15 protein-coding genes are annotated in these 14,801 nt (G+C 63.4%); 10 read left to right on the top strand and 5 right to left on the bottom strand.

What is annotated here, in order from left to right; genetic code table 11:
• Positions 1–56: 56 nt before the first annotated feature.
• Positions 57–413, top strand: a complete 357-nt coding sequence (locus ACHMW7_RS04610) for a potassium channel family protein (protein WP_395449180.1) — start codon at positions 57–59, stop codon at positions 411–413.
• On the opposite strand, the gene ACHMW7_RS04605 is transcribed toward ACHMW7_RS04610, so the two are convergent.
• A complete protein-coding gene (locus ACHMW7_RS04605) occupies positions 391–1,614 on the bottom strand; it encodes a chloride channel protein (protein WP_395449179.1) in 1,224 nt (407 codons plus the stop codon). The two genes, ACHMW7_RS04610 and ACHMW7_RS04605, sit on opposite strands and share 23 nt — an antisense overlap.
• Positions 1,615–1,648: 34 nt before the next feature.
• Entirely contained in the window at positions 1,649–3,196 is a 1,548-nt protein-coding gene (locus ACHMW7_RS04600; RefSeq protein WP_395449178.1) for a phospholipase D family protein, read from the bottom strand.
• 362 nt (positions 3,197–3,558) lie between these two features.
• Here ACHMW7_RS04600 and leuD point away from each other — a divergent pair, with 362 nt between their 5' ends.
• The 5 genes from leuD (at position 3,559) to leuB (ending at position 7,622) form a co-directional block, all read left to right on the top strand.
• Positions 3,559–4,164, top strand: a complete 606-nt coding sequence (leuD, locus tag ACHMW7_RS04595) for a 3-isopropylmalate dehydratase small subunit (protein WP_395449177.1) — start codon at positions 3,559–3,561, stop codon at positions 4,162–4,164.
• A 194-nt stretch (positions 4,165–4,358) separates the two neighbouring features.
• Positions 4,359–5,195: a hypothetical protein gene (locus ACHMW7_RS04590; RefSeq protein ID WP_395449176.1), complete on the top strand. Its 837-nt coding sequence runs from the start codon at positions 4,359–4,361 to the stop codon at positions 5,193–5,195.
• Between the two features lie 11 nt (positions 5,196–5,206).
• A complete protein-coding gene (locus ACHMW7_RS04585; RefSeq protein ID WP_395449175.1) occupies positions 5,207–5,587 on the top strand; it encodes a RidA family protein in 381 nt (126 codons plus the stop codon).
• A gap of 24 nt (positions 5,588–5,611) precedes the next feature.
• Positions 5,612–6,415 carry an endonuclease/exonuclease/phosphatase family protein gene (locus tag ACHMW7_RS04580; protein WP_395449174.1) on the top strand — a complete coding sequence of 268 codons (804 nt, stop codon included), beginning with the start codon at positions 5,612–5,614 and terminating at the stop codon, positions 6,413–6,415.
• Between the two features lie 103 nt (positions 6,416–6,518).
• Positions 6,519–7,622 carry a 3-isopropylmalate dehydrogenase gene (gene leuB / locus ACHMW7_RS04575; RefSeq protein ID WP_395449173.1) on the top strand — a complete coding sequence of 368 codons (1,104 nt, stop codon included), beginning with the start codon at positions 6,519–6,521 and terminating at the stop codon, positions 7,620–7,622.
• Between the two features lie 67 nt (positions 7,623–7,689).
• Here the strand turns inward: leuB and ACHMW7_RS04570 are convergent, their stop codons facing one another.
• On the bottom strand, positions 7,690–8,433 hold the full coding sequence (locus ACHMW7_RS04570; RefSeq protein ID WP_395449172.1) for a DUF805 domain-containing protein: 744 nt from the start codon (positions 8,431–8,433) through the stop codon (positions 7,690–7,692).
• 304 nt (positions 8,434–8,737) lie between these two features.
• On the opposite strand from ACHMW7_RS04570, the gene ACHMW7_RS04565 reads away from it, so the two are divergent.
• On the top strand, positions 8,738–10,639 hold the full coding sequence (locus tag ACHMW7_RS04565; protein WP_395449171.1) for an ABC transporter ATP-binding protein/permease: 1,902 nt from the start codon (positions 8,738–8,740) through the stop codon (positions 10,637–10,639).
• Between the two features lie 30 nt (positions 10,640–10,669).
• Here ACHMW7_RS04565 and ACHMW7_RS04560 read toward each other — a convergent pair whose 3' ends face one another.
• Entirely contained in the window at positions 10,670–11,329 is a 660-nt protein-coding gene (locus tag ACHMW7_RS04560) for a GNAT family N-acetyltransferase (RefSeq protein ID WP_395449170.1), read from the bottom strand.
• 399 nt (positions 11,330–11,728) lie between these two features.
• Here ACHMW7_RS04560 and ACHMW7_RS04555 point away from each other — a divergent pair, with 399 nt between their 5' ends.
• The 3 genes from ACHMW7_RS04555 (at position 11,729) to ACHMW7_RS04545 (ending at position 14,267) form a co-directional block, all read left to right on the top strand.
• A complete protein-coding gene (locus tag ACHMW7_RS04555) occupies positions 11,729–12,763 on the top strand; it encodes an aspartate-semialdehyde dehydrogenase (protein ID WP_395449169.1) in 1,035 nt (344 codons plus the stop codon).
• Positions 12,764–12,809: 46 nt separating this feature from the next.
• The gene (locus ACHMW7_RS04550) at positions 12,810–13,190 is read left to right on the top strand and encodes a GNAT family N-acetyltransferase (RefSeq protein ID WP_395449168.1); all 381 of its coding nucleotides are present in this window, start codon (positions 12,810–12,812) and stop codon (positions 13,188–13,190) included.
• A 171-nt stretch (positions 13,191–13,361) separates the two neighbouring features.
• Entirely contained in the window at positions 13,362–14,267 is a 906-nt protein-coding gene (locus ACHMW7_RS04545; RefSeq protein ID WP_395449167.1) for a bestrophin family protein, read from the top strand.
• Here ACHMW7_RS04545 and ACHMW7_RS04540 read toward each other — a convergent pair.
• A complete protein-coding gene (locus ACHMW7_RS04540) occupies positions 14,258–14,785 on the bottom strand; it encodes a cupin domain-containing protein (RefSeq protein ID WP_395449166.1) in 528 nt (175 codons plus the stop codon). The genes ACHMW7_RS04545 and ACHMW7_RS04540 overlap by 10 nt on opposite strands.
• Positions 14,786–14,801: the final 16 nt, after the last annotated feature.

Here is a 14,801-nt window from a genome sequence, read left to right as displayed (position 1 = left end):
GGACTGGACGCGGACCTGCCGGGTTGCTTTGATGGCCGCCTCGGCGGAGGCAAGCCATGGACCGGCACCCCAAGAAGCACCACGCGGGATGGCATCTGGCCTCGCTTGCGCGTGGCATGCGCGACGCGTTTGCCGATCCGCAGGTCCGGACCCTGCTGGTCGTTACCTCGACGCTTGTCGCCGTGGCGTCCGTCTTCTACGTCTGGATCGAGGGCTGGAGCTATCTGGACGCGATCTACTTCTCGGTCATGACGCTCGCCACCGTCGGTTATGGCGATCTTGCGCCGCACACGGCGCTCGGCAAGCTCTTCACCATCTTCTTCGCCCTGGTCGGCATCGGCCTGTTCGTGGTGCTGTGCTCATCGGTCGCCAAGCAGATCATCTTTCGCGTCACGGATGACGAAAACGAATAGAGCGCAACAGCCTCAGTGCGCCACTGGCTTCGGCGCCAGCAAGCCGCCGGCATAACCGAACAGCGCACCGACGCACAGCGGCCCGAACAGCGCCGGGTCGACGATGAACAGCATGATCAGCACGGCGGCGATCGGCCGGCCGAGACCCGCTGCGGTGGCAGCACCCATGCCCGCGGCGATCGCCACCGACACCTCCATGCCGGGCACCACGGCGAGCGCCGCAGCACCGGCAGCAGCACCGGCAAAGATCAGCGGGAACATCGCCCCCGCCGAGCCAGCCGGTCGACAGGCAGATGCTCAGCGCCAGGACCTTGAGCAAGCCGAGCAGGAGCAGCGCCGCCATGCCGACGCCACCGGCCCAGGCCAGCATCGGCTCGATCTCGTGGTGTCCGGAAAACCTGAGAATCGGGAACGCCATTGCCAGCAGGCCGAAGACGATGCCGCCGGCGACCGGCTGCCAGAACGGCCAGGGCGCGCGGGTTTCGATCGCGTGCTTGAGGACAGGATGCAGAAACAGGAAGGCCATGCCGATGGCAGCGCCAAGGATCGCCGGGAAGATCGCCATCACTAGGTCGGTGCCGTCGCCGGCCGGCGCATAGGACGGCAGGGCAAGGCGATGGAGCCCGCCGTCGAACAGGAACCGGCTGGCGAGGAGAAAGCCGAGCAGGCCGCAAAGGGCTGCCAGCACCAGCAAGGCGCGCGGCGCCTGCGGCTTGTCGTCGGCATAGGCGGCGGCCCCCAGCGGCGAGCCAAACAGGCCCGACAACGCGCCCGAAACGCCGGCCTCGCCGATGACGCGCTGTTCGGCATGGCTGCGGCCAAGGACGATGGCGATCGCGGAGGTCAATTCGGCGACGACGGCCAGCAATCCGGCCTCCGGCCCGATGGCGCCGCCGAAGCCAACAGCGACGATGGCGGCAAGCGCGATGAACAGCGCGTTGCGCCGGTGGAGATGGGCGGGATCCTGGGCGGCCGCGATCTGCTGGTCGAGGTCGGGATTGGGGCCGTGCAGGCGGGTCAGGCCAATCAGGGCGCCGCCTGCGACCGTCACCAGCGGGATGTACCAGATGGCATCGCTGACCGACCAGACGGCATGGCTGACCTTCTGCATCAGCCACAGCGTCAGCGCGGCTGATATGCCGGCGAGCAGACCGACTCCGGCAGCCAGCAACACCAGCCTGATCACCTGCCGATTGCTCATTCCTGGCTCCTCTCCATCATACGCACTGGGCTAGCTAGAGCAGCCATTCGATGGGCAGCCAGCCGAACGCCGTTACCATCAGCCGCTTGACCACCGAGGCGTTCGGCTCGTCGTCGAAGGTGACGACAGGCTTGCCGGGTCCGTTCTCCGACCACTGCATCGCGCCGTCCGGGCCCAGCGAGACCCGATACGAGCCGGCCGCGACCTTGGTGTCGAAGCCTTGCGACATTGCCTGCGCCATCGGCGGGCTGCCGATGAGGAAGCCCATCTCGCAATTGAGCAGCGCCGAGCGCGGGTCGAAATTGAACGAGCCGATGAAGACGCGATCGCCATCGGCGGCGAAAGTCTTGGCATGCAGGCTGGCGCCCGAGGAACCGGTCAGGCTCAGCTCCTCCTCGCCCTGGGCGGCATCGGCCATTGGCTTGAGCTCGAACAGCTCGATGCCGTCTTCGAGCATTTCCCGACGATATTTCGAATAGCCGGCATGCACCATCGCGACATCGGTGGTCTCGAGCGCATTGGTCAGGATCCGCACCTTGGCGCCGCCCTTCACCAGATTGGCAAAGTAATCGACGCCAGCCTTGCCCGGCACGAAATAGGCGGAAACGAGGTCGAGGCGCTGCCGCACCGGCCCGACCACCTCGGCGAGCCGGCTGATCATGAGCTGGTTCTTGCTGGCCTTGCCTTCACCCTTGACCGGATCGTCGACCACCAGCTTGACGTCGACCCATTCGAGGCCGAGCCCGCCGCTGCGCAGCTTGTTGTAGGCCGGCGCATCGGGCCGGACGAAGTTCGCTGCGGCAGGACGCGACGCTGCTTCGTCCGTTCCCTCCAGGAATGCCGCCAGCGTGCCGGCGGACGGATCGACGATCTGGTCGGAAGCAAAGACAGAGCCGCTGTTCCAGTAGAGATCGAAGGCCTTCGACGTGTCCTCGACCACGGCACCGGCGCCAAGCACGTCGAGGTCGAGATAGAACGTGCCGTCGCCAACCTTGAAATATTCGTCGCCGATGTTGCGCCCGCCAACGATGGCTGCGACGCCATCGACGATGAACGACTTGTTGTGCATGCGCCGGTTCATGCGGAAGAAATCGAACGAATAGCCGAGCAGCTTGGGCGATCGGACCATCGAGGGATTAAACAGGCGGATGTCGAAATTGGGCTGCGCGTCGAGCGCGGCCACCGTCGGGTCGAGCCCGGGAATGCCGTTGTCGTCGAGCAGAAGCCGGACGCGAACACCGCGCTTCGATGCCTCATAAAGCGCCCGGAGCAGCAGCCGGCCGGAAGTGTCGTCGTGCCAGATGTAATACTGCACATCGATCGAGCGCTGGGCGATGCCGGCGAGGAACAGGCGGCTGGCAATCGCATCATGGCCTGCGGCGATCGGCAGGACGCCGCTCTTGCCGGGATTTTCGGCGCTGCCTTGCGCGACCATCCTGGCAAGCGTGCTGTCGGTGACAGGCGGCAAGGCGGCTTCGACAGGCCGATCCTTGATCGACGGCAACGGAAACAGTAGGCGGGCGACAACGATTGCGGCGGCTACAACCAGCAGCACGGCAAGCACTGCCTTGATCATTCTCATTCGGTCCTCGCCAATTGTCCGGGTTGCGCGTCGGTTTTCAGCCCCCACCGCCCGTTAAAGCGCGAGGACGCCCCCGGTGACAAGCCGCGGTTGCAAATGCGCGGTGCGGCAAGCCCCCGAACGGGGTTCGCGGCAGGGTGGCGACCGTTATCTGCGGTAGCAGATAGCGGGCTCGGGCTTGCGGGGTCGCTCCGAAGCGCGGCGACGAATTGCAGTTCGGGATGCACAGCGGGCGCTGGTGCACCGTCCGGCATATAGGCGCACCGAAGCTTCCGCAGCGTCGAAACGCTTTGATTCCCGGCCAAGCTTGTGTAAAGCGAGGCAAGCCGAAATCCCCGCAACAGCCAGACGGGCACCAAGCCATGGAAAAATTCACCAAGCTCACCGGCGTCGCAGCGCCGCTGCCGATCGTCAATGTCGACACCGACATGATCATCCCCAAGGATTATCTCAAGACGATCAAGCGCACTGGCCTTGGCTCCGGGCTTTTCGCCGAAATGCGCTTCAATGAGGACGGTTCGGAAAACCCCGATTTCGTGCTCAACAAGCCAGCCTACCGCAAGGCGCAGATTCTGGTCGCCGGTGACAATTTCGGCTGCGGCTCGTCGCGTGAACATGCGCCGTGGGCGCTGCTCGACTTCGGCATCCGCTGCGTGATCTCGACGTCGTTCGCCGACATTTTCTACAACAACTGCTTCAAGAACGGCATCCTGCCGATCACCGTCAGCCAGGAAGACCTCGACAAGCTGATGGACGACGCTTCGCGCGGCGCCAACGCCACCGTGTCGGTCGATCTCGAAGCCAAGGAAATCCGCGGCCCTGACGGCGGCGTGGTCGCCTTCGACCTCGACGATTTCCGTCGCCACTGCCTGCTCAACGGCCTCGACGACATCGGTCTGACCATGGAAAAGGCGAAGTCGATCGACAGCTACGAGAAGAAGGCTGCCGAGAACCGCCCCTGGGCCTGATCTCCGGTAGCCGGTCAGCCTCAGGCTGAAATTCTGAAAAGCCCTGCCCGATAGCATCGCGGCGGGGCTTTTTGCTGGAACAACAGGCTGCGGCTGACAGGCTTGCGGCTCCATGCCATGGTCGCGCCTCGGGATTCGGGGCGCGCGACCAGACACGCTGCGTGACATCGCCTGTCGATCTCCAGGAGCAGACAATGAAATCATCCGCCCTTCTTGCCACATTCGCGCTGGCGTTGACCGCCGCGTCTTCGGCGCAGGCCCAAGACAGTGAACCGCAGACGATCCCGTTTGAAGGCGGCAACTTCACCATCGTCGAGAACGCCGAAGGTGAAAAGGTCGTCGCCTACGAAGGCAAGGAAATCGCCAGGAACTATGTCGCCTTCCACGACCGCACGGTGGAAGTGAGCGACACCCAGGTGGCGATCTTCGCGCTCGGCGACGGCGGCAATGCCTGCGGCCCAGAAACCGTGCTGGCATGGAAGACCGAGGCCGGCATCCAGTCGACGGTCGTCGGTGATGGTGAATGCGGCGCGCCGCCGGCGGCCGTAACAAATGACAACATCTTCTTCGTGCCCTATCCGCTGCCAGGCGAGACGCTGCCGGTGCGGGCGTGGTCGCCGGAAAGCGGCCTCTTGCTCCATGGCAACCTCGCCTATGCGCCGCAGCCCGGCACCGACTGGGCCGATCTCGATGTGAAGAAGTTCGAGGACGGTATCGTCACGGCCTTCAAGAACGAGGCGGTCTACAAGGCTGCGCAACAGTTGCTCGGCGACGGCATGTCTGAATTCGCCACCAGCCTGCTGGTCAGCGGCGGCACGGAAAAGCTGCCGTCGGGCGCCTTCTACGCCAGCGGCTGCATCCCGCATGCCTGCGGCGGCGGCAACGGTTTCATGGCAATCGATGCGAAGGCCAGGAAGCTCTATTTCGCGCAGGAGACCGACACGCCCGAGCCAAAGGCGTGGCCGGCACTGGCCAAATGGCCAGCCGAGTTCAAGGACGCCATGACCAAGGCTTTCGCGCCGCAACTATAAGGGATCAACTCATGCGCAAGCTCATTTCGACAGGTTCGCCTTTCGAGAAGACCGCGGGCTATTCGCGCGCCGTGGTCCAGGGCGACTGGTGCTTTGTCTCAGGCACCACAGGCTACGACTATGCCACGATGACCATGCCGGAGAGCATCGAGGCGCAGGCGCGCAACTGCCTGACAACCATTGCCAAGGCGCTTGCCGACGGCGGTTTCGAGATGGCCGACGTTGTCCGAGCGCATTACTACATTGCCGACCAGGCCTATGTGGATGCGGTGTTCCCGATCCTGGGCGAGACCTTCGGCGACATCCGCCCGGCGGCAACGATGATCGTCTGCCAGCTCAACAAGCCCGAGATGAAGATCGAGATCGAGGTGACGGCGCTGAAGCGCACGTGACCAACCGGATTTGGGGAGATCCGCTTGCGCATCCTATCGCTGAATGGCTGGGGCGGCAGGCTCGGCGAGGAACTGGTGTCCTACGTCAGGGACGCCGACCCCGATGTGCTCTGCCTGCAGGAAGTGACGAACACGCCTGATGCCACGTTGCCATGGCTGATCTATCGCGACGGCGGCGCCGAGCTTCCGCAGCGGGCGAACCTGTTTGGCGAGGTGGCCGAGGCATTGCCCTGCTTTCAAGCCTTCTTCTGCCCCGCCGCCCGCGGCCCGCTCTATGACGGCGAGCGGGCGATACTGTCGGAATGGGGGCTGGCGACCTTCGTGCGTAACACGCTCCCCATTGTCGGCCAGGCGCAGGATTTCATCCACGGCGTCTTCTCGGCCGATGACTTCGGAGCACATCCACGCTCGCGCAACGCCCATGCACTCAGGCTGCACGACTATGCCACGCGGAGAACGACAGTGATTGTCCACCTCCATGGCCTGCGCGAACTCGACGGCAAGGGCGACACACCGGCCCGCGATGCTCAGACGTCCAGGCTGATCGAACTGATCGGCAGGATACGCAACAAGGACGACCGACTGGTGGTGTGCGGCGATTTCAACGTGCTGCCCGAAAGCCGGATGCTCGCGACCCTGCGCGACATCGGGCTGACCGAGCTGGTGACCACGCGCGGCTTCACCGACACCCGGACGTCGTTCTATCGCAAGACGCCGCGCTTCGCCGACTACGTGCTGGTCAGCGACAATGTCGACGTGCGCAGCTTCGAGGTCGTAGCCGCGCCCGAGGTCTCCGACCACCGTGCCCTGTTGCTGGAGATCGGATAGTCCCGCACCCGAGATTCAAGAAATCCACGCCTTTCTTGCTTGCACCGACGCCCCGCCAAGGCTAGCAAGACCGCGGTTCACGCATCTTTCGGAAAGGCTTTCCATGGCGACGCGCAATCTTCTTCTCCTGCCCGGCGACGGCATTGGCCCCGAGGCCATGGCCGAGGTCCGCAAGCTGATTACCGCAATGAACGAGAAGCTCGGCACCGGCTTCGCCACCGAGGAAGGCCTTGTCGGCGGCTCGGCCTATGACGCGCACGGCCAGGCGATCTCCGATGCCGACATGGCCAAGGCGATGGCGGCGGACGCCGTGCTGTTCGGCGCCGTCGGCGGCCCGAAGTGGGATGCCGTGCCCTACGAGGTGCGCCCCGAGGCTGGCCTTTTGCGCCTGCGCAAGGACATGGAGCTGTTCGCCAACCTGCGTCCGGCGATCTGCTATCCCGCGCTCGCCTCGTCGTCCTCGCTCCGGCAGGAAGTGGTCGAGGGCCTCGACATCCTCATCGTGCGCGAACTGACCGGCGGCGTCTATTTCGGCGAACCCAAGCAGATCATCGACCTTGGCAATGGCCAGAAGCGCGGCATCGACACCCAGGTCTACGACACCTTCGAGATCGAGCGCATTTCGGGCGTCGCCTTCGAACTGGCGCGCACGCGCCAGAACCGCGTGACGTCGATGGAAAAGCGCAATGTCATGAAGTCGGGCGTGCTGTGGAACGAGGTGGTGACCGCCACCCACAAGGCCAAGTACGCCGACGTCAAGCTCGACCACATGCTGGCCGACGCCGGCGGCATGCAGCTGGTCCGTTGGCCCAAGCAGTTCGACGTCATCGTCACCGACAATCTGTTCGGCGACATGCTGTCGGACGTCGCCGCGATGCTGACCGGCTCACTCGGCATGCTGCCTTCGGCTTCGCTTGGCGCGCCGGATGCCGTGACCGGCAAGCGCAAGGCGCTGTACGAGCCGGTGCACGGCTCGGCGCCCGACATCGCCGGCAAGGGCATCGCCAACCCGATCGCCATGATCGCGTCGTTTGCCATGTGCCTGCGCTATTCGTTCAACATGGTCGCCGAGGCCGACCGGCTCGAAGCGGCGATCGCTTCCGTGCTCGACGACGGCCTGCGCACCAAGGACATCATGTCCGAAGGCAAGACCGAAGTCGGCACCACTGCGATGGGCGACGCCATCATCGCGAAGTTCTTCGCCTGATAACAGGTCGATGAAGCGAAAACGGCGCCCAAGCGGCGCCGTTTTCTTTTGTGCTTGTGGACTTGCTCTAGGCGGAAGGCACGTAGGGCGCTGGAATCCGCACCCCCGCCGGCACCGGACCCCATTTGTTTTCGTGCTTCTGCGACGGCAACAGCGAGAACACCAAGATGATCAGACCGCCGACATAGGGCAGCAGGATCAACAGGTAGAACCATCCCGACAGGCCGAGGTCGTGAATGCGGCGGATGGTGACGGCAATGCCGGGCAAGAGCGTCGCCAGTACAAACAGGCCGGGCAGCGCCAAGCCGGCGATTGGTTCCTCCATGCCCGCATCGAGATTGCCGAGCGCACCATCGATGCCGAAGCCGATGGCCGACAGCGCGACGGCCGAGATCGCCCAGAACAGGAAATAGCCCCAATATTCCTTGCGCCGCGCGCGTGCGCGGAAGCTGACATAGTTGGTGGTAAGGGCGCGCCAGAAGTATGACCACAGCCCGGTCGAGGCTGGCTCCCCTGCGGCGACCGCACCACTGAACGCAGAAACTGCCTGGTCGGCGCCCCGGCGGCCGAACTGGGGCACCGACGTTGCCGCCGCCGGCGCCGCAGCCATTTGCGCAACAGCGACCGGGGCGTGGATCGCAAACACGTCGCGTGCCTGGCTGCCGCTCGGCTGAAACTCGATCTGGGTGCCCTTGCCGGGTATTGCCGTGCCCCTGAGGTCCTCACGGGCAAAGGTGTAGCGGTTGCCGTCAGTCCCGGCGATGAAGCCGAAACCCTGAGCCTGATCGTAGTGCAGCACTTCCCCGCGCATCTGTCGCCCCCGTGAATCGCGAGCCAGACAGTGTTCCAAGTTCCCCTGCGCCGCAAGCTCCAGTGGCGTCTGTGCGGGCTATCGGAGCTTGCGTGAGAGCGTTGCCCTCACGCAACGCTCGCGGCGCGTTGATTAGCCGGTAACCATATGTTGACTGTGAAATGCTCAACTCGTGTTACCCTTTCGATAGGCAAAGGGCATGGGGTAAGGAACTGTGATTCGGGTCGACAGACCTCGAGATCCATCGCTGAACAGATGGCGTCGCGGCGCCGCTAGGCCGCCTCCGCTGACGCCGGTTTCAGCGATGCGAAGCTTCTGGGGCCTGATGCGGGCCTACTGGTTCTCGGATCGCTGGAAGGAAGCCTGGGGGCTGACGCTGGTGATCGCCCTCCTCACCGCACTTTCCAGCAAGGCCAGCGTGTGGATGGCCGAAGCTTCTGGCGAGTTGGTCAATTCGATCGCTTTCTTCCACGACCCGGCCAACATGGCGCCCCTGGCGTCGCTGCTGACCAGTGCCGGAACATTGCTTCTTCTCGTTGTGATCAAGGATGCAGGCTTCATCGGCATCCGGCACCTCTTCTCCACCACCTTGCACCGCAAGTGGCGTGGCTGGCTGAACAATCGCTTCAACGCCGCCCTGCTCGATCCCAATCACACCCATTTCCATGTCCAGCACAATGCCGGCAGCGCTGACGGCTTGGGCGTGGCGCCCGACAATATCGACCAGCGCGTCCAGGATTCGATCAAGGGCATGACCGGCGGCGCGATCGGGCTCGCCATGGGCGTGATGGGCGTTGCCACGTCATTGTTGTTTGTCGGCCAGAAACTGCTCGAAACCTCGACGGTGGTGCCGGGACTGGAGTTTCTCGGCGTTTATGGCAGCGTCGTTCTGGCCTTTGCCGCAGTTGCCGCCTACGTGCCGCTCAACACCATCATCGCGATGAAGCTCGGCGGCGTGATGGAACGCCTCAGCATCCGCATGCAGCAGGCCGAAGGCAGCTATCGTGGTGAACTGACGATCCTGCTGCGGCGCAGCTTCCATGTCGCGGCATCGCGCGGCGAAGACGTGCAGCGCTCGATGCATGACCGGCTTTATCTCGACATCGACAAGACCTGGTCGCGCCTCAACATCGTCAATGCCGGCTACATGTCGTTTGAATCGATCTACGGTTTCATCGCCGCCCGCATCGTTGCCTATGGGCCGGGGCTCGTTCCCTATATGCACGGCCATATCAACCTGAAGGGCTACATCACCGGCGCCGAGCTGGTGAATTCGCTGATCAGCCAATGCTCGTGGTTCATTCAGGTGATGCCGGCGATCGCCACGCTGCGGGCCAACAGCGAACGCGTCACCGATCTCGCCAGGGCGATCGAAAACGTCCAGAAGCCGCCGGCATTCTATGCCGCCACCGGCCAGTCCGAGTTCAGCTATGGCAGCCAGAACGCCCTGTTCGGCCTGACGGTCCGCAATCTCGAATTGATGCACCAGGGCCGCGAGGCCAGCCCGTTCCTGACGGTCTCCAATCTGCGCTTCCGCCGCGGCGAATGGACCTTCGTGTCCGGCCAATCCGGCTGCGGCAAGACCTCGCTGGTCAAGGCGATCAACGGACTATGGCCATATGGCCGTGGCGTCATCGTCTTTCCCGAAGGCACCAGGTCGTTCTACGCCACCCAGGACGTCAAGCTGCCACAGGTCTCGCTCAAGCAGCTCGTCTGCCTGCCCGACCACCCCGGCAACCACTCCGAGGCGAAGGTAGCGGTCGCCATGCACAAGGCCGGCCTTGGCGACTTCATTGAGCATCTCGACGACGAAACCCGCCAGGGCAAAAGCTGGGACCAGCTTCTGTCAGGCGGTCAAAAGCAGAAGCTGGTGGCCGCCCGCATCCTGCTTTTGCAGCCCGGGCTGCTGTTCCTCGACGAAGCGACCGCAGCCCTCGATCTTGAGGCCAAGATCGCATTCCACCAGGTGATCAAGGACAATTGCCCCGGCGTGACGGTGATCAGCGTCATGCATGAAGCCATGCCGCCCAAGTCGGCGATGGGCGTCGAATTCTACGACAGCATTCTCAGCATCGTCGATGGCATCGGCTCGAAGAAGGCACTGGCCAGCCTGCCGGCCGAACTCACCACGCTGCTCGCCCAGCCCCAGCCGACCGAAGAATGGCCGCCACTGCGGTTCCCGCGCGTCCGGATGAAGGAAAAGTAAGTCGTCGCTGCCTGGCAGGACTGATGGAGGCTACAGATCCGCTCTGATTTCGTTCATCGAGCGCAACTGCCTGCCATCGCTGAAATTGGCGGGATCGAGCCACTGCTCCATCGTCGTGCGGCGGGATGGCCATTCCGACGACAGCATCGAATACATGCAGATGTCTCTCGGCAGCCCCTTGAGCAGCAAGCCTTCGCGCAGCGTCCCCTCATAGGTGAAACCGAGCCGGTCTGCGGCGACGCGAGACCGGTTGTTTTGGGCAGTGCAAGTCCATTCGAGACGGCGATAGCCAAGCTCCTCGAACACGTGGCGAATGACGAGATAGAGTGCCTCGGTGGCCAGCGTCGTGCGTTGTATCCCGCTGGTAAAGAGCACGTAGCCGAGTTCGACAACTTGATGCGCCACCCGGGCCTCCATCAGGCACAGCCAGCCCAGTATGGCGCCCTCGAGATCGACAACCCCGAAAAACGCCCGCTTCGGGTCGGACACGAGATCGTCGATGTGCTGGGCAAATGCAGCTTCGTCGACAAACGGCCCGACCTTCATCTCGGCCCAGGTGGTTGCGACGTTGTCATCATGCGAATGGCGATAAAGCATCGAAGCATCCGACGCACCCAATGGCCGGAGGCTGCCATGGCGACCGTTGATGACTGCAGCTACCGGCACCTTCGCTTCGGCTGGCATGTCCATCGGCCTCATCCCGTCGCTCAGTGCACCGAGAGTAATCCTCCGAACATGCAAGGCAACTCTAATTTGATATTGGCGGGCGCAGCTTCAAGCGGCGCGCACGATTGACTCTCCATACAAACCGGATAAAAGCGGCGGCGAACAGGGATTCCTCCGATGCGCGGCCTCTTGATGGCGCTTTTCGCATTCGACTTCCCCGGCCACGATGCCAACCATCGTGCCGGGCGCGGGAACCGCGTCCCTGCTTTCGACCAAAACCATGGCCAAAACCACCACCACCAAAACGGTGTGATTTCCCTTGGCCTGCTCACCCTCTCCCGGGTCCGGCCCGGGGGATGAAGCCCGCAACGGCCAGCGGGTTTTCTCCAAAAAGCGAGCGGAGAGGGACAGGAGATTTTCGATATGGGTTTCAAGGTTGCAGTCGTCGGCGCCACGGGCAATGTCGGCCGGGAAATGCTCAACATCCTCGAGGAACGCGGCTTTCCGGTCGATGAGATCGTCGCCCTGGCCTCGCGCCGTTCGCTCGGCACCGAAGTGTCGTTCGGCGACAAGACACTGAAGGTCAAGGTTCTCGACACCTACGACTTCTCGGACACCGACATCTGCATCATGTCGGCCGGCGGCAACATCTCCAAGGAATGGTCGCCCAAGATCGGCAAGCAGGGCTGCGTCGTCATCGATAACTCGTCGGCCTTCCGCTACGACCAGGACGTGCCGCTGATCGTTCCGGAAGTGAATCCCGACGCGATTGCCGGCTTCACCAAGAAGAACATCATCGCCAACCCGAACTGCTCGACCGCCCAGTTGGTCGTGGCGCTCAAGCCGCTGCATGACGCGGCCACCATCAAGCGCATCGTCGTTGCCACCTACCAGTCCGTTTCGGGTGCCGGCAAGGAAGGCATGGACGAGTTGTTCACCCAGACCCGCGCCGTCTTCGTCGCCGATCCGGTCGAAGCCAAGAAGTTCACCAAGCGCATTGCCTTCAACGTCATTCCGCATATCGACGTCTTCCTGGATGACGGCTCGACAAAGGAAGAGTGGAAGATGGTCGCCGAGACCAAGAAGATGCTCGATCCCAAGATCAAGCTGACCGCCACCTGCGTGCGCGTGCCGGTGTTCATCGGCCACTCGGAAGCCGTCAACATCGAGTTCGACAAGCCGATCACCGCCGACGAAGCGCGCGACATCCTGCGCGAGGCACCGGGTTGCCTGGTCATCGACAAGCGCGAGGATGGCGGCTACGCCACCCCACTCGACTCGGCTGGCGAAGACGCGACCTACATCTCGCGCATCCGCGAAGACCAGACCATCGACAATGGCCTGTCGATGTGGATCGTCTCGGACAATCTGCGCAAGGGTGCTGCCCTCAACGCCGTCCAGATCGCCGAGCTTCTTGTCGAGCGCGGCCTGATCTCGCCGAAGAAGAAGGCAGCCTGACGACATCGCCCGCATCCTGAGGGCGGCACTCGCCGCCTTCGACTGGATGCCTCAGCTGCATACGCCTGACGAAGACCTGTACTTTGTCCGACATGTCCTCCTGACCGAGCAGCTTGTCACCGTAGCCACGATCGGCGACGGCATCGTTGGCTTCGCCGCAGTCAAGGGCGTTTGGATCGAGCAGCTCTATCTCGACCTGGCCTGGGCCGGGCACGGCATCGGTAGCCAGCTGCTGCATCACGTGACCGCCAAAATGACTCACGTGAAACTTCATTGCTTCCAGGCCAATGCAGGCGCCCGGCGTTTCTATGAGCGCCACGGTTTTGTCGCTGAATCCTTCGGCGACGGGTCCGCCAACGAAGAAGGCCTTCCGGATATCCTTTACACCCGCCCGGACGATCTCGGCCTTGCCTACCCAACTGGGTGAGATGTCGCTCATCTGGAAGGATGGATTCTGTCGACAGGTCAGCGTGACAACGACAAACGCCTGAAATAATTCGACGAAATCGCAACCGATGTCGCGATTGGAGGGTGACTCTCCGGTCTCCCTGGGGACACAATGCCGATCTCTCCACGGTGGAAAGAGGTATCAGGCCAGATGATCGTTCGCCCCCGCACCGGCCTGCTGAAACTGTTCTTCGTCATGCGCGGATCAGTGGTACCGCGCATCCTGCCGCAGATCTTTGGCTTCGCGGCCTATGGCGCTGCGGTGGTGGCCGCGATCAAGCTGCTCAAGCTCGAACTCGGCGATGCCGGCGTCGCTCCATTCGCGCTGCTCGGTGTTGCACTGTCGGTCTATCTCGGCTTCCGCAACAACGCCGCTTATGACCGCTGGTGGGAGGCGCGCAAGCTTTGGGGCCAGCTCGTCTTCGAGATCAGGAACCTTTCGCGCGCCGCGACCGCGATGATTTCCGACCGCGACGAACTCAGGCCGCTGCTGATGGATTCGCTGGCCTTCTGTCACTTCCTGCGCGGCGAACTGCGCCGGGTCGACACACGGGAAGCCGCCCGCCCCTTTGTCGGCGATGCCGTCGACGAAATTCATGCCGCCGCCAACAGGCCGGACGCAGCGATGCGCCGCTTGGGCGCAAGGCTCGGCAAGCTCAAGCGCGCGAAAGTGCTGGAGGCAATGGATTACCGCATCCTCGACGAACGGCTGTCGGCGATTGCGGCATTGCAGGCGGGCTGCGAGCGCATCATGGGCACGCCCCTGCCCTTCGCCTACACACTGCTTTTGCAGCGCACCGCCTACATCTTCTGCCTGCTGCTGCCGTTCGGGCTGGCGGCTTCCGCCGGCTGGGCGACACCGCTGTTCACCGCACTGATCGCCTACACCTTCTTCGGGCTCGACGCGCTTTCGGAAGAGCTCGAGGACCCCTTCGGCATGGAGGCCAACGACCTCGCGCTCGACGGCCTGTGCCGCGTCTGCGAGATCTCGGTGTTCGAAGCTCTGGGGGAGACCGCGCCGCCAATGCTGCCGGCGGAGAATTTCTACTATTCCTGAGCGCGAGCCCGGGCGCCGGCAGCGGTCGAATCGATGCCTTCCCAATAGTCCATCGTCGCCGATTTGCTGTAGCCCTCGCCGGTCAGGCGGACGCCGACGCGACCGGATTCCGGATAGACGATGACATCGCTGGGGTTGCGCTCGCCGATGATCAGATAGCGGCACGCAGCCTCAGTGTGGTTGAACAGCGAATGCCCGACCTTCTGGCCCGCCGGAAAGCAGACATAGTCGCCTGCCTTCATGACATAGGCACGCGCACCGAGCCTGAGCGTCAGCGCGCCTTCGAGGATATAGACGTGCTCCTCCTCGAGCATGTGATAGTGCGACGGATTGGACTCCTTGCCCGGCGCGAGCTCCTCCAGCGCCACACCGACATGATCGCCGCCGCCAAAGCTGGACAGGTGCCTGAAACTGCTGCCGAAACGCTCGCCTTGCGAAAAGGCTTCGAGCGGCGCCGTTTCGCCGGCAAAGGGTTCGGATACACCGTCGGCATTGAGTGCGGAAATCTTGTCGGACATCACCTGCTCCTCCGGC

This window comes from Aminobacter sp. UC22_36, from assembly GCF_044056035.1.
Lineage (GTDB): Bacteria > Pseudomonadota > Alphaproteobacteria > Rhizobiales > Rhizobiaceae > Aminobacter.
The sequence above is the reverse complement of the archived record's forward strand: the minus strand, read 5'-3'. Positions and strand labels throughout refer to the sequence as shown.

Coding starts and splice junctions, on each gene's coding strand:
- ACHMW7_RS04610 (WP_395449180.1), top strand. CDS start 57: ATGGACCGGCACCCCAAGAAGCACCACGCGGGATGGCATCTGGCCTCG.
- ACHMW7_RS04605 (WP_395449179.1), bottom strand. CDS start 1,614: ATGAGCAATCGGCAGGTGATCAGGCTGGTGTTGCTGGCTGCCGGAGTC.
- ACHMW7_RS04600 (WP_395449178.1), bottom strand. CDS start 3,196: ATGAGAATGATCAAGGCAGTGCTTGCCGTGCTGCTGGTTGTAGCCGCC.
- leuD (WP_395449177.1), top strand. CDS start 3,559: ATGGAAAAATTCACCAAGCTCACCGGCGTCGCAGCGCCGCTGCCGATC.
- ACHMW7_RS04590 (WP_395449176.1), top strand. CDS start 4,359: ATGAAATCATCCGCCCTTCTTGCCACATTCGCGCTGGCGTTGACCGCC.
- ACHMW7_RS04585 (WP_395449175.1), top strand. CDS start 5,207: ATGCGCAAGCTCATTTCGACAGGTTCGCCTTTCGAGAAGACCGCGGGC.
- leuB (WP_395449173.1), top strand. CDS start 6,519: ATGGCGACGCGCAATCTTCTTCTCCTGCCCGGCGACGGCATTGGCCCC.
- ACHMW7_RS04570 (WP_395449172.1), bottom strand. CDS start 8,433: ATGCGCGGGGAAGTGCTGCACTACGATCAGGCTCAGGGTTTCGGCTTC.
- ACHMW7_RS04565 (WP_395449171.1), top strand. CDS start 8,738: ATGCGAAGCTTCTGGGGCCTGATGCGGGCCTACTGGTTCTCGGATCGC.
- ACHMW7_RS04560 (WP_395449170.1), bottom strand. CDS start 11,329: ATGGACATGCCAGCCGAAGCGAAGGTGCCGGTAGCTGCAGTCATCAAC.
- ACHMW7_RS04555 (WP_395449169.1), top strand. CDS start 11,729: ATGGGTTTCAAGGTTGCAGTCGTCGGCGCCACGGGCAATGTCGGCCGG.
- ACHMW7_RS04550 (WP_395449168.1), top strand. CDS start 12,810: ATGCCTCAGCTGCATACGCCTGACGAAGACCTGTACTTTGTCCGACAT.
- ACHMW7_RS04545 (WP_395449167.1), top strand. CDS start 13,362: ATGATCGTTCGCCCCCGCACCGGCCTGCTGAAACTGTTCTTCGTCATG.
- ACHMW7_RS04540 (WP_395449166.1), bottom strand. CDS start 14,785: ATGTCCGACAAGATTTCCGCACTCAATGCCGACGGTGTATCCGAACCC.